This window comes from Actinomadura sp. NPDC000929, from assembly GCF_040492065.1.
In the GTDB taxonomy this organism is placed as follows: Bacteria; Actinomycetota; Actinomycetes; order Streptosporangiales; family Streptosporangiaceae; genus Spirillospora; species Spirillospora verrucosospora.
The window spans coordinates 1-12,826 of the sequence record NZ_JBEUPA010000081.1 but is presented as its reverse complement, the minus strand read 5'-3'; the positions used below and the strand labels follow the sequence as shown (position 1 = coordinate 12,826).

13 protein-coding genes are annotated in these 12,826 nt (G+C 73.7%); 5 read left to right on the top strand and 8 right to left on the bottom strand.

Annotated elements, in window-relative coordinates:
* The first annotated feature begins 7 nt into the window (after nucleotides 1-7).
* The 3 genes from ABWI04_RS25490 to ABWI04_RS25480 are packed head-to-tail and all read left to right on the top strand — an operon-like array spanning nucleotide 8 to nucleotide 3,116.
* Nucleotides 8-1,378 (top strand): formimidoylglutamate deiminase, encoded by a 1,371-nt coding sequence (locus ABWI04_RS25490; protein WP_353834014.1) that lies wholly within the window; start codon nucleotides 8-10, stop codon nucleotides 1,376-1,378.
* Nucleotides 1,375-2,559, top strand: coding sequence for an imidazolonepropionase (gene hutI / locus ABWI04_RS25485; RefSeq protein ID WP_345184076.1), 1,185 nt, complete (start codon nucleotides 1,375-1,377; stop codon nucleotides 2,557-2,559). Before ABWI04_RS25490 ends, hutI begins: the two co-directional genes overlap by 4 nt.
* 20 nt (nucleotides 2,560-2,579) lie before the next feature.
* Nucleotides 2,580-3,116 (top strand): ferritin-like domain-containing protein, encoded by a 537-nt coding sequence (locus tag ABWI04_RS25480; protein WP_185033447.1) that lies wholly within the window; start codon nucleotides 2,580-2,582, stop codon nucleotides 3,114-3,116.
* On the opposite strand, the gene ABWI04_RS25475 is transcribed toward ABWI04_RS25480, so the two are convergent.
* From ABWI04_RS25475 to ABWI04_RS25465, 3 genes are all read right to left on the bottom strand, one after another.
* Nucleotides 3,113-3,604, bottom strand: a complete 492-nt coding sequence (locus ABWI04_RS25475; protein WP_345184106.1) for a flavin reductase family protein — start codon at nucleotides 3,602-3,604, stop codon at nucleotides 3,113-3,115. The genes ABWI04_RS25480 and ABWI04_RS25475 overlap by 4 nt on opposite strands.
* Entirely contained in the window at nucleotides 3,589-5,292 is a 1,704-nt protein-coding gene (gene sppA, locus ABWI04_RS25470; RefSeq protein ID WP_345184081.1) for a signal peptide peptidase SppA, read from the bottom strand. The genes ABWI04_RS25475 and sppA overlap by 16 nt, the downstream gene beginning before the upstream one ends.
* Nucleotides 5,293-5,362: 70 nt before the next feature.
* Nucleotides 5,363-5,833 carry a PaaI family thioesterase gene (locus ABWI04_RS25465; protein ID WP_345184083.1) on the bottom strand — a complete coding sequence of 157 codons (471 nt, stop codon included), beginning with the start codon at nucleotides 5,831-5,833 and terminating at the stop codon, nucleotides 5,363-5,365.
* 100 nt (nucleotides 5,834-5,933) lie between these two features.
* Between ABWI04_RS25465 and ABWI04_RS25460 the strand changes: the two genes are divergently transcribed.
* Entirely contained in the window at nucleotides 5,934-6,791 is an 858-nt protein-coding gene (locus tag ABWI04_RS25460; RefSeq protein ID WP_345184085.1) for an NUDIX domain-containing protein, read from the top strand.
* 4 nt (nucleotides 6,792-6,795) lie between these two features.
* On the opposite strand, the gene ABWI04_RS25455 is transcribed toward ABWI04_RS25460, so the two are convergent.
* The 3 genes from ABWI04_RS25455 to ABWI04_RS25445 all read right to left on the bottom strand — a co-directional run bounded on the left by ABWI04_RS25455 (nucleotide 6,796) and on the right by ABWI04_RS25445 (nucleotide 9,939).
* Entirely contained in the window at nucleotides 6,796-7,146 is a 351-nt protein-coding gene (locus tag ABWI04_RS25455) for an ACT domain-containing protein (RefSeq protein WP_345184087.1), read from the bottom strand.
* A gap of 9 nt (nucleotides 7,147-7,155) precedes the next feature.
* The gene (gene glgB, locus ABWI04_RS25450) at nucleotides 7,156-9,387 is read right to left on the bottom strand and encodes a 1,4-alpha-glucan branching protein GlgB (protein WP_345184089.1); all 2,232 of its coding nucleotides are present in this window, start codon (nucleotides 9,385-9,387) and stop codon (nucleotides 7,156-7,158) included.
* Between the two features lie 333 nt (nucleotides 9,388-9,720).
* Nucleotides 9,721-9,939 (bottom strand): hypothetical protein, encoded by a 219-nt coding sequence (locus ABWI04_RS25445; protein ID WP_345184091.1) that lies wholly within the window; start codon nucleotides 9,937-9,939, stop codon nucleotides 9,721-9,723.
* A 214-nt stretch (nucleotides 9,940-10,153) separates the two neighbouring features.
* Between ABWI04_RS25445 and ABWI04_RS25440 the strand changes: the two genes are divergently transcribed.
* Nucleotides 10,154-10,921 (top strand): GntR family transcriptional regulator, encoded by a 768-nt coding sequence (locus ABWI04_RS25440; protein ID WP_345184093.1) that lies wholly within the window; start codon nucleotides 10,154-10,156, stop codon nucleotides 10,919-10,921.
* 54 nt (nucleotides 10,922-10,975) lie between these two features.
* On the opposite strand, the gene ABWI04_RS25435 is transcribed toward ABWI04_RS25440, so the two are convergent.
* Both ABWI04_RS25435 and ABWI04_RS25430 read right to left on the bottom strand, forming a co-directional pair.
* On the bottom strand, nucleotides 10,976-12,481 hold the full coding sequence (locus ABWI04_RS25435) for a maltokinase N-terminal cap-like domain-containing protein (RefSeq protein WP_345184095.1): 1,506 nt from the start codon (nucleotides 12,479-12,481) through the stop codon (nucleotides 10,976-10,978).
* Nucleotides 12,478-12,826 (bottom strand): alpha-glucosidase C-terminal domain-containing protein (locus ABWI04_RS25430; protein ID WP_353834013.1); only part of this gene is annotated, 349 nt, incomplete at its 5' end. The genes ABWI04_RS25430 and ABWI04_RS25435, both read right to left, overlap by 4 nt.

Here is a 12,826-nt window from a genome sequence, read left to right as displayed (position 1 = left end):
TTCCGTTATGCAGTGGCATGCCCAGTTCGCCTGGCTAGGCGACGGCGTCGCGGCCGACGTGCTCATCGAGGCCGACGGCGAGCGGATCACACGCGTCACCCCCGGGGTCCCGGCGGCGCCGGGCGCCCCGCGCCTCCCCGGCCTCACCCTGCCGGGCCTCGCCAACGCCCACTCCCACGCCTTCCACCGCGCGCTGCGCTCCCGCGTCCAGGCGCACTCCGGGACATTCTGGACGTGGCGCGAGCAGATGTACCAGGTCGCCGACCGGCTCGACCCGGACTCCTACCGGGCGCTGGCGACCGCGGTGTTCGCCGAGATGGCCCTCGCGGGGATCAGCTGCGTCGGCGAGTTCCACTACCTGCACCACCGTCCGGGCGGCGCCCCCTACGGGGACCCGAACGCGATGGGCGAGGCGCTGATCGCCGCCGCGTCCGACGCGGGCATCCGCATCACCCTCCTCGACGCCTGCTACCTGACCGGCGGCATCGGCCGGCCGCTCGCCGGGCCGCAGCTGCGGTTCGGGGACGGCACCGCGGGCGACTGGGCGCGGCGCGTCGACAGCCTGCACGAGCAGACCGGAAAGGCGGGACGGTCCCACGCCCGCGTCGGCGCCGCGATCCACTCCGTCCGGGCCGTGCCGCGCGAGCAGCTGCGCGCCGTCGCCTCGTGGGCGCGGGAGCGCCGCGCGCCGCTGCACGTCCACCTGTCCGAGCAGCCCGCCGAGAACCGCGACTGCCAGGACGCCTACGGCATGACGCCGACCCGCCTGCTCGCCGAGGCCGGGGCGCTCGGCGCGCTCACCACGGCCGTGCACGCCACGCACCTGTCCGAGGACGACATCGGCCTGCTCGGGACGACGATGACCGGCGTGTGCATGTGCCCGACCACCGAACGGGACCTCGCCGACGGCATCGGCCCCGCCCGCGCCCTGGCGGACGCGGGCTCCCCGATCTGCCTCGGCTCCGACCAGCACGCCGTCGTCGACCTGTTCGAGGAGGCCCGCGCGGTCGAGCTGGACGAGCGGCTCCGCACCCGCGTCCGGGGCCACTGGACGGCCGGCGAGCTGCTCGCCGCCGCCACCTCGGGCGGCCACTCCGGGCTCGGCTGGCCCGAGGCGGGACGGCTGGAGCCCGGCGCCTACGCCGACCTCGTCACCGTCGCCCTCGACTCGGTCCGCACCGCCGGCGCGGGCCCGGACCACGCCGCCGAGGCCGCCGTGTTCGCCGCCACCGCCGCGGACGTGCGGCACGTCGTCGTCTCCGGCCGCCAGATCGTCCACGACGGCCGGCACCTGCTGGTCGAGGACGTCCCCGGCGCGCTGGCCCGCTCCATCGCCTCCGCCGCCGCGGACCCGCCCCGTGAGATCCTTCGCCGATGAGCACGGTCATCACCAACATCGGAGAGCTCGTCACCAACGACCCCGCCGTCCCCGATCGCCAGGGCGGCGGCCTGGCCGTCGTCCGCGACGCCGCGCTGGTGATCGAGGACGGCGCGGTCGCGTGGACGGGCCCGTCCTCCTCCGCGCCCGCCGCCGACGAGTCGTTCGACGCCGCCGGGCGGGCGGTGCTGCCCGGCTTCGTGGACTCCCACGCCCACCTGGTGTTCGCCGGTGAGCGCGCCGAGGAGTTCGCCGCCCGCATGAGCGGCGAGAAGTACGCCGCGGGCGGCATCCGCACGACCGTCGAGCGCACCCGCGCCGCGTCCGACGACGAGCTGCGCGCCAACGTGCGCCGCCTCGTGGACGAGATGGCCCGGCAGGGCGTCACGACCGTGGAGTGCAAGTCCGGCTACGGCCTCACGGTCGAGCAGGAGGCGCGCGCCGTGCGCATCGCCGCCGAGTACGCCGACGAGGTCACCTACCTGGGCGCCCACGTCGTCCCCGCCGAGTACGCGGGCGACGCCGCCGGGTACGCGCACCTCGCCGCCACCGACATGCTCGCCGCCTGCGCCCCGCACGCCCGGTGGGTGGACGTCTTCTGCGAGGAGGGCGCCTTCGACGCCGACCAGGCCCGGGAGGTCCTCACGGCGGGCGTCAAGGCCGGCCTGTCGCCGCGCCTCCACGCGAACCAGCTCACGCAGGGGCCCGCCGTGCGGCTGGCGGTCGAGCTGGAGGCCGCTTCCGCCGACCACTGCACGTTCCTCAGCGACGCCGACGTGGACGCGCTGGCGTCGTCCCGGACGGTCGCGACGCTCCTGCCCGGCGTCGAGTTCTCGACCCGCCAGCCCTACCCGGACGCCCGCCGCCTCCTGGACGCCGGAGCCACCGTCGCCCTCGCCACCGACTGCAACCCCGGATCCTGCTACAGCTCCAGCATGGCGTTCTGCGTCGCCGTGGCCGTCCGCGACATGCGCATGACGCCCGCCGAGGCGGTCTGGTCGGCGACCGCGGGCGGCGCCCGGGCCCTGCGACGCACCGACGTGGGGCACCTGGCGCCCGGCGCCCGCGCCGACGTCCACGTCCTCGACGCCCCGTCCTACATCCACCTCGCATACCGCCCGGGCGTACCCCAGACCTACGCCGTGTGGAAGCAGGGCCGTCGGGTAGAGGGCCTCCTGTAGTCGACTGTGGAGGCCCCTAGATGGCGGAGTTCCTGACGGACATCAAGACCCTGCGCGAGCGTGCTCGGCAGGAGATCGACAAAGGCCCGATCACCGAGGCGTACGGGGCGGACGTCCAGCGCGTGATCCAGGTCTGCAACGAGGCCCTGGCCACGGAGATCGTGTGCGTGCTGAGGTACAAGCGGCACTACTACACGGCCACCGGCATCCACGCCGAGACCGTCGCGAGCGAGTTCCTCCAGCACGCGGCCGAGGAGCAGCAGCACGCCGACATGCTGGCCGAGCGGATCGTCCAGCTCGGCGGCGAGCCCGACTTCTCCCCGGACACCCTCACCACCCGCGCGCACGCCGAGTACAACGCCAGCCTCGACCTCGTCGAGATGCTCAAGGAGGACCTGGTGGCGGAGCGGATCGCCATCGCGTCCTACACCGAGATCATCCAGTGGCTCGGCGACGGCGACCCCACCACCAAGCGCGTCTTCGAGCAGATCCTCGCGCAGGAGGAGGAGCACGCCGACGACCTGCGCGGCTTCCTGGAGCGCTTCCCGAAGTCCTAGCCGGGCAGATAGCGCCGGGCGGCCCTCACGAGGGGGGCCCGCCCGGCGCTGACGTAGTCGGTCGAGACGGCCTCGGCGACGAAGAGGGTGTGGTCGCCCGCCTCGACGGTCTGGCGGGTCTCGCACTCCAGGGCCGAGACGCCCCTGTCGGGGACGAGGGCGCCGGAGTGCTCGCCGCGGTGGTGCGGCTCGCTCGCCAGCAGGATGCGCGCGCTCGGGCGTCCCTCGGCGGCGAACCGGCCGGCCAGGGCCCGCTGGTCCGCGGACAGGATCGTCGCGGCCCAGCGCGGGCTCCGGCCGAGCACCTCGGTGAGGTAGGACGAGGACGCCACGCTCGCCAGCACCATCGGCGGATCCAGCGACACCGACATGAACGAGGTGATCGTGGTGCCGAGGTCGTCGCGGCCGTCGCGGACGGTCAGCACGACCACGCCGGTCGCGAAGGCCGCGACGGCCTCGACGAAGTCGGCGCTCAGCGGATCTCCCAGGCGCCGGGCAGGGTGAGCGGGCCCGCGGAGGGCAGGCCGAGCCGCGCGGCGAGCCCGCCGAGGGAGCCCCACCCGTCGAAGCGCGCGGACGCGGCGGTGCGGTCCTCGCTGGACTCCGGCGGGCGCAGCCGCTCCAGCGGCGAGGTGTGCGGGTAGATCCGGACCGGCGCGTCGGAGGCCATGCCGGCCTTCTTGCGGGCGAGGTCCAGGGCGAGGTCGATGCCGCCGAGCTCGTCGACGAGGCCGCGCTCGCGCGCGTCCGCGCCCGTCCAGACCCGGCCCCGGGCCAGCTCGTGGACGCGCTCGCGGGACAGGTCGCGGCCCTCGGCGACCTTCGCGGTGAAGTCGTCGTAGATCCGGTCGAGGGAGGCGTTGACGCGCTCCCACTCGGAGTCGCTGAAGTCCTTGGTGGCGCTGAACATGCGCGCGTGGTCGCCGTCGGCGACCGAGCCGAGGCCGACGCCGACCCGCTCCAGCAGGTCGTTGACCACGGCCTTGCCGACCACGACGCCGATCGAGCCGGTGATGGTCCCGGGCTGCGCGACGATCGTGTCGGCGGCCATCGAGACGTAGTAGCCGCCGGACGCGGCGACGTTGCCCATGGACACGATCACGGGCTTGCCGGCGCGGCGGGCGAGGACGACCTCGCGCCAGATCGAGTCGGAGGCGACGGCGGAGCCGCCCGGGCTGTTGACGCGGAACACGATCGCCTTGACCCGGTCGTCCTTCACGGCGGCGCGGAACGCGGCGCCGATCGTGTCCGAGCCCATCGCGGGCCCCGAGTTCGGGAGCGGGCCGCCGCGGCCGCTGCGGCCGAGCCGGATCGGCCCCTGCCCGTTGATGAAGGCGACGACGTCCTGCTTGCCGGGCTGCGGGAGGCGGTTGGCCAGGCCGTGCGCGCGGTTGTAGCGGGAGACGTAGCGCAGCTGCGCCTCCTCGCCGAACTCCTTCCGCAGGCCGCCGTAGATCTCGTCGCGGTAGGCGAGGCCGTCGACCAGGCCCTCCTCCAGCGCCTCGGCGGCCAGCAGCGGGCCGCGGTCGGTGAGCTCGCGGACCTTCTCCTCCGCCAGGCCGCGGGAGGCGGCGATCCCGGCGGTGATCTGCTCGCCGAGCGAGGTGACGAGGCGCTGCGACGACTCCTCGTGCTCGGGCGTGTAGGTCTTCTCCATGAACGTGTTCGCCATGGTCTTGTACTCGTAGCGCTTGGCGAACCGCGGCCGCACGCCCGCCTTCTCCAGCGCGCCGGCGAAGAACGGCTCCTCGATCGCGACGCCGGTGAGCCCGACCTCGCCGGTGGGCTGCAGGTAGACCTTGTCGAACCCGGTGGCCAGATAGAACGGGACGGTGCCGCGGCCTCCCTCGCCGAACGTCTCGGCCCAGGCGACGGTGTGCTTGCCCGCGTCCCGCAGGCTCTGCACGGCCTCGCGCAGTTCCTGGGCGAGCGCCAGCCCGACGGTGCCGCTGACCTTCACGACGAGTGCGCGCACCCGGCTGTCGGAGCGGGCGCGGCGCAGCCCGTCCAGGACGTCCCGCAGGCCCGGCCGGCGCATGGACAGGAACGCCGAGACGGGGTCGGCGGGCGCGGTCTCGACGATGCCCTCGGTGAGGTCGAGCTCCAGGATCAGCGGGGCCGTCCGCCGGTCGCGGGCCTGTTTGATCACGTTGACGACTGTGCCGGGATCCACCATGGGCCCAGCCTATGCGCTCGCCGGGCGCCGTTCCCGCCGCCCGGGCGGGCCCGGGCCGGGCGGGACGGGCTCAGCGGGCGAACGCCTTGTTGGGGATCACGCCGGCCGACGCCTGGGCGACCGGGCGGCCGCGCCCGTCGGTGACCACCGCGTTGGAGACCATGCGGGTGGCGCCGGGGTGCACGCACGTCCCGGTCACCGTGTAGGTCTCGTCGGCCCGGACGCCGCGCAGGTAGTCGACGTTCAGGTTGAGGGTGAGCATCGGCATGAAGTGCTCGCAGGTGCTGCTCGCCGCGAGGCAGACCGCGTTGTCGAGGATCATCGCGATGTAGCCGCCGTGCACCGTGCCGCCGGGGTTGCAGAGCCGTTCGCCCGGCGTCCACTCGATGACGACCCGGCCCGGTTCGGCGGAGGCGATGTCCTGCCCGATGTAGTCGTTGATGTCGGAGATCTGCGGGAACCGTCCGTCCGCCATCGCCCGGATCAGCTCGGCGCCCGACAGGGTGTTCCACAGGTCCTGGGGGGTCGCCTCGACGCTCAACTCGCTCTCCTTGATCACGGTGACCCCCGAATCGTATTCGGCGAGGCGGGTGAGGGCACTGTGCCCTTCGTCACGGGTCCGCGGCGCTATCGTCGGACGCATGGGAGACGGCGACGGCTGGGCCGGCTGCGGCTTGGGGCACACGCACTGGGGACGGTTCGGCGCCGCGGGCCTTCTGGCCTACCACCGCGACTCCTCCGGCCAGACGTGGGTGCTGCTCCAGCAGCGCGCGTGGTGGGGCCTCGGCGGCGGGACGTGGGGCATGTTCGGCGGCGCGCTGCACAGCCACGAGGACGTCGTCACCGGCGCGCTGCGCGAGACGTCCGAGGAGTGCACGCTCGACACGACGACGGTCCGCGTCCACGGGACGAGCGTGGAGGACCACGGCGGATGGTCGTTCACCTCGGTCGTGGGCTCGCTGCCGGAGCGCGCGCACGTGCTGCCCGCGTCGCGGGAGACGCGCGGGGCCGAGTGGGTGCGCGAGGAAGAGGTCACCGGCCGCAAGCTGTTCGAGCCGTTCGCGCGGTGCTGGCCCCGCGTGCGGGAGGCGATGCGCGGGGTCGTCCTCGTCGTGGACGCGGCGAACGTCGTGGGCGCCCGCGCCGACGGCTGGTGGAAGGACAGGGCGGGCGCGAACGCGCGGCTCCGCGACGACCTGAAGCGCCTCGACGGCGGCGTGCGCGGCCTGCCGAGCGGCCTGTTCCCCTACGACCGCTGCTTTCCGGAGGTCGTCCTGGTCGTTGAGGGCGCGGCGCGGAGCGTCGCCGACGAGCCGGTCGACGGCCTGCGGGTCGTGGCCGCGCCCGGCAGCGGCGACGACGCGATCGTCGACCTCGTCCGGCGGGGCGCCCCGGACAAGGACCACCTGGTGGTCACGGCCGACCGGGAGCTGCGCGCCCGCTGCGAGGAGGCGGGCGCCGCCGTCGTCGGCCCCCGCTGGCTCCTCGAACGCCTCTAGCCGTTCAGTTCTCTACGCGGTGGCCGGCGTCGCGCAGCGCCCCCGCCGCCGCCTCCGACCGGTGCTCCGGGACGAGCACGAGGTCGGAGTGGTACGTCGAGACGACGAAGACGGGCACGCCGGCCTCGGCCAGCGGCCCCACGACGCCGGCGAGCACGCCGGGCGTGGCGAGACCGCCGTCCGGGTCGCCGTAGAAGCCGACCCACCGCTCCGTCTCGGCGAACGGCGAGGCGTCCCGGATCACGGTGAGGCCCTCGGGAGCGCGGATGAGCGCGACCCACTCGTCGTCCTCCGGGAACGTCGCGTGCGGGAGGTGCTCCACCATGAACTGGCCGGGGACGATGTGCAGGCGCATCCCGTCACCCTATTCAGGGACGAGCCACACCGCCCCCAGGGGCGGGACGCGCATCTCCGCCGACGCGGGCAGCCCGTGCCACGGCTCCGGCGCCGCCTCGACCCGCCCGAGGTTGCCGACGCCGCTGCCGCCGTACTCGTAGGCGTCGGTGTTGACGAGTTCGCGCCACCGGCCCACGCGGGGGAGGCCCACCCGGTAGTTCTCGTGCGGGTTCCCGGCGAAGTTGACGACGCACGCCACGACGGGCGGCTCGCCGCCGTCCGGGGCCGTCCCGTAGCGCAGGTAGGACAGGGTGTTGCCGCCGGCGTCGTTGCCGTCGATCCAGCGGAACCCGTCGTGGTCGCTGTCGCGCGTCCACAGCGCGGGCTCGCCCTGGTACGCGTGGTTCAGGTCGCGCACGAGCCTCTGCAGCCCGAGATGGTTGGCCCCCTCGGAGGCGTTGTCCAGCAGCCACCAGTCCAGCGGGCGCTCCTCCGCCCATTCGGCGCCCTGCCCGAACTCCTGCCCCATGAACAGCAGCTGCTTGCCGGGATGCGACCACATGTAGGCCAGCAGCGCCCGCAGCCCGGCGAACTGCTGCCAGGAGTCGCCCGGCATCTTGCTCAGGAGCGAGCCCTTGCCGTGGACGACCTCGTCGTGCGACAGCGGCAGGACGTAGTTCTCCGAGAACGCGTACACCAGCGAGAACGTGATCTCGTTGTGGTGGTAGTGCCGGAACACCGGCTCGTGACGCAGGTATTCGAGCGTGTCGTGCATCCAGCCCATGTTCCACTTGAACCCGAACCCGAGCCCGCCGAGATGGGTCGGGCGGGAGACCCCGGGCCACGCCGTGGACTCCTCCGCGATCGTCATGATGCCGGGGTTGCGCTTGTAGACCGTCGCGTTCATCTCCTGGAGGAAGGAGATGGCCTCCAGGTTCTCCCGCCCGCCGTAGATGTTGGGCGTCCACTCGCCTTCCTTGCGCGAGTAGTCGAGGTACAGCATCGAGGCGACGGCGTCCACGCGCAGCCCGTCGATGTGGAACTCCTCCAGCCAGAACGACGCGTTCGCCACGAGGAAGTTGCGGACCTCGGCGCGGCCGAAGTTGAACACGAGCGTCCCCCAGTCGGGGTGCTCGCCGCGCTTCGGATCGTCGTGCTCGTAGAGGGCGGTGCCGTCGAACCGGGCCAGCGCCCACTCGTCCTTCGGGAAGTGGGCGGGCACCCAGTCCATGATGACGCCGATACCGGCCTGGTGGAGGCGGTCGATGAGGTACCGGAAGTCGTCGGGGTCGCCGAACCGGGCCGTGGGCGCGTAGTAGGACGTCACCTGGTAGCCCCAGGACGGTCCGTAGGGGTGTTCGGTGACCGGAAGCAACTCCACGTGCGTGAAGCCCATGTCGCTGACGTACTGCGTCAGCTCCTCCGCCAGCTCCCGGTAGCCGAGCCCGGGACGCCACGACCCGAGGTGCACCTCGTAGGCGCTCATGGGCTCGTGCAGCCAGTCGTGCTCCTTGCGCGCGTCCATCCACGCGCCGTCCTCCCACTCGTAGGAGGAGGTGAAGACGCGGGACGCCGTCGCGGGCGGGGTCTCGGTGGCCTGGGCCATCGGGTCGGCCTTGGCGCGCCACACGCCGTCGGCCCCGAGGATCTCGTACTTGTAGCGCGTGCCGTCGCCGACGCCCGGGACGAACAGCTCCCACACGCCGGTGGAGCCGAGCGACCGCATGGGGTACGCGCGGCCGTCCCAGTGGTTGAAATCGCCGACCACCCGCACGCCCCGCGCCGTCGGCGCCCACACCGCGAAGGCCGTCCCCTCCACCGTGCCGAGAGCGGACGCGTAGGAGCGGACGCGGGCGCCCAGCGCGCGCCACAGCTCCTCGTGCCGTCCCTCGCCGATCAGGTGCAGGTCGAGCTCGCCGAGCGTCGGCAGATGGCGGTAGGGGTCGTCCTGGATCGTCTCGACGCCGTCTCCGTAGGTGACGGCGAGCCGGTAGTCGGGGACGGCGAGAGGGGCCCGGTCCTTCTCGGCGCCGGCGAGCGACGTGCCGGCGGGCAGCGTCCCGACGAACACGCCCTGGTGGAAGTGCCGGAGCGGGTGGCGGTCGCCGCTGGGCAGCACGACCTCGACCTTCTCGGCGAGCGGGCGCAACGCCCGCACCGCCACCCCGTCCCGACCGGGATGCGCCCCGAGGACGCCGTGTGGATCATGGTGGTCGCCGCCGACGAGTCGATCGATCTCCGCGCGCGTCACCCGTGCCATGACGTCATGGCCTCCCGTCACTGAGCCGTTTACCCCAAGAGGTTGCCCCGAGAACGGGCGCTCTCACATGACGGACCGACCTGTTTTCGCGAACCCGGCATTCCGGTGCGGATGTTGCGGCCGCACGGCCGGCACGACTCTTCGTCGTGGGGTCGCGCCGAATGTGCCGTCCGTGCGGCCACGTCTACCTCGCCCCAGGGGTGACCCCGACCCCACCGCCCTGGGCTCCATTCCTGTGTCACCTGAGCGACACAGGTACCTTCCGTACCGGCCTGTCCCAGCCCGGTCCGCCCCCGCGCGCGGACCGGGCCGCCCCGACTCTCCCGCCTCCCGTCACCGTTCTCCGGGCTCCCCGCGCGCCTGGTCGAGCAGCACCCGCCGGAGCCCCTCCGAGTCGTCCGCGGCCACCGTCATCGCACATCCCGCCTGGAGTTGCGCATCGGTGAGGTCGCCGCTGCGGGTCGCGTACCAGCGCCCCGCGTCGCTGCGCCACACCTGCCAACCCGGAAACTCGCCCTCGATGGCCGCCTTCAGATCCTCGAAGTCGCCCATCAAGGTCGTCCCTTCCCCGAGGCCGCTCTTCTGTATACAAAAGTCTTACTCGGCCTGAGAGGTGTCAAGCTGTCCGTAAGCGGACCGTGCCCCCGCGGATAGCGCCTGGAAGGTATGGATGACTGGAGGGGCGAGCAGGATCGAACGCGGCGTCGAACGCTGTTCGAACGTGGCCGCGGGCAGGAGGCCGGGGGGCGCGCCCGAGGAGAGGGAGGTGACGCCGGTGCCGGAGCGTCCCGCCTACCTGCGCATCGCCGACACCCTGCGAGAGGGGATCCGGGACGGCAGCCTCCCGCCGGGGACGCGGCTGCCGACCCTGGCCGAGCTGTGCGACGTCCACGGCGTCTCGGAGATCGTCGTGCGGCAGGCCGTCGCGCTGCTGCGCGGCGAGGGCCTGGTGGAGACCCGCCGCGGCGGAGGCACGCGCGTCCGGACCGTCCCGCCGGCCCGCCGCGTGGCGATGGACCGCTACCGCGCGGTGGCCGGGCCGTCGGCGGTCCCCGAGACCACGTTCACCCGCGACCAGAGGATCACCTGGGAGGAGTACCGGCTGGACCGGGAGTTCTCCCGCGTCCGGGCCGACGACGACCTCGGCGCGCTGTTCGAGCTGCCGTCCGGCACCGAGCTGCTGCGCCGCCGGTTCGTCTTCTACGCGCGCGAGGAGCCGCAGCAGATCTCCGTCAACTACCTGCCGTGGGACGTGGTCGGCGACACGCCCGTCGCCGACCCGGCGCGCGAGCCCTGGCCCGGGGGGACGCTCGCGCAGCTCGCCTACCTCGGGTACCCGCCGACCCGCGTCGAGGAGGCCGTCCGCTCCCGGATGCCGACGCCCGAGGAGGCCGAGACCCTCAACATGGCGGGCGGGGTGCCGGTGCTCGCCATCACCCGCCGCATGCTGGCGCGCGCCGGCGTCATGGAGGTCTGCCGCGAGATCGTGCTGCCCGCCGACCGGGTCGTCCTCGACTACGCCATCGACCTGTGACGCGGCGGCCGAGCGAGGGCCGGTGCGGGCGGGCCCGGCGCGGCGCCTGCCCGGTCAGCTCGCGAGCCGGGCCAGGGACCGCAGCGGGACGGGCAGCCACGACGGCCGGTTCCGCGCCTCGTACCGGATCTCGTAGACGGCCTTGTCGAACTCGAAGGCCCGGACCAGCGTCGCGTGCGCCGCGGGGTCGGGCCCGCCCGCGGCCGCGTAGCCGGCGCAGAACGCCGCCCGGTTCCGCTCGGCCCACTCCTGGGCGCGCAGCTCCAGCGCGTCCGCCGTCTCCGGCGGGAGGTCGCCCTCCCGGGCCAGCAGGAACCGCGCGGCGTACTCGAACGAGCGGAGCATCCCGGCGACGTCGCGCAGCGGGTGCGCGGGCGCCCGGCGCTCGGCGGGCGTGCGGGCCGGCTCGCCCTCGAAGTCCAGCAGCGTCCAGCCGGAGTCGGTGCGCAGGACCTGGCCGAGGTGGTAGTCGCCGTGCACGCGCTGGAACGGCAGCGGCGACGCCTCCGCGGCGACCCGGTCGAACACCTCGCGGATCGCGGGCGCGTAGGGGCGCAGCTGCGGGACCGCGGCGCTGACCTGGTCGAGCTGCTCGTGCATCGAGAAGACGATCTCCCGCAGCAGCTCGGGCGGCGCCTGCGTCACGCCGAACGCGGCGGCGAGGTCGCGGTGCACCTCGGCGGTGGCCGCGCCGAGCCGTTCGGCCTCGGCGGCGAAGTCCCCGCCGGCGTCGCCGGCGGTGAGCGCGGGCGACGGCCCCGGCGGCGGCCCCGGCGTTGCGGGCTGGGCGAACCAGTCGCGGACGCTGGTGAGCGCGAGCTGCCAGCCGTCCGTCGCGGTGCGCAGGAACTCCGACAGCAGCGCGAGCGTGACCGGCTCGTTCCCGCCACCGGAGTCCGCGCCGCCCGCGGGGCCGCCCGAAGCGGTGCCCTCCGCGGTGCCCAGCGCGCCCGGTTCCAGCTCGATCCAGCCGTGCACGCTCGGGACGTGCTCGCAGCCCCGCCGGGAGAGCGCGAGGTTGACCTCCAGGTCGGGGCTGACGCCGGGGGACAGGCGGCGGAACAGCTTGCAGATGTAGGCGTCGCCGAAGATCAGCGAGGTGTTGCTCTGCTCGCCCGGGATCGGCGTGCCGTCCAGGTCCGTGCGGATGCCGGTGCCGGGCGCGCGGCGGAAGGTCAGCGGCCCGACCGTCCGGTCGTCCGCCATCAGGTCCAGCAGCGGGCGCGTCAGCTCCGCGTCGTGGGCGGCGTCGTAGACGTACCCGGTGATGCCCTGCTCGGGGTCCTCCAGATGCCCGATCGCGACCGGCGCCAGATGCTCGGGAAGGTCGCGGCGGACGCCGAGGAGGAGCTGGTAGTGGTCGGTGGTGCCGTCCTGTCGGACGTCGAGGACGAGGTGGTGCAGGGAGGGGTCGCCGGACCGGAGTTCGGTGGCGGTGCCGATGGCGAGGTCGTGGATGGGGCCGTCCTTGCCGCCGAACCACCGCTGCCGCGGCAGCCAGCCGGCCAGGAGCCGGACGAGCGAGGTGTCGGTCGGCGGAGCGGACGGCGCCACGGTCACATCACTCCCTCTCCCGGCTCCTGCTCGTCCGGCGGCGGCGGAAGCAGGAACCAGTAGAAGCCGTGCCCCGGAAGGGTCAGCAGATAGGGCAGTTCGCCGATGGCCGGGAACTGGACGCCGCCCATGCACTCGATCGGGTACGAGCCCCGGAAGCGCCGCAGGTCCAGCTCCACGGGCTGGGGGAACCGGGACAGGTTGTTCACGCAGAGGACCGTGTTCGCGCCGCCCCACTGGTTGGCGTCCCCGCCGTTGATCTCGCGGGTGAAGGCCAGGACGGAGGGGTTGGAGGCGGACAGTTCGACGTAGGAGCCGACGCCGAAGACGGGGTGGCGCTGGCGGATCTCG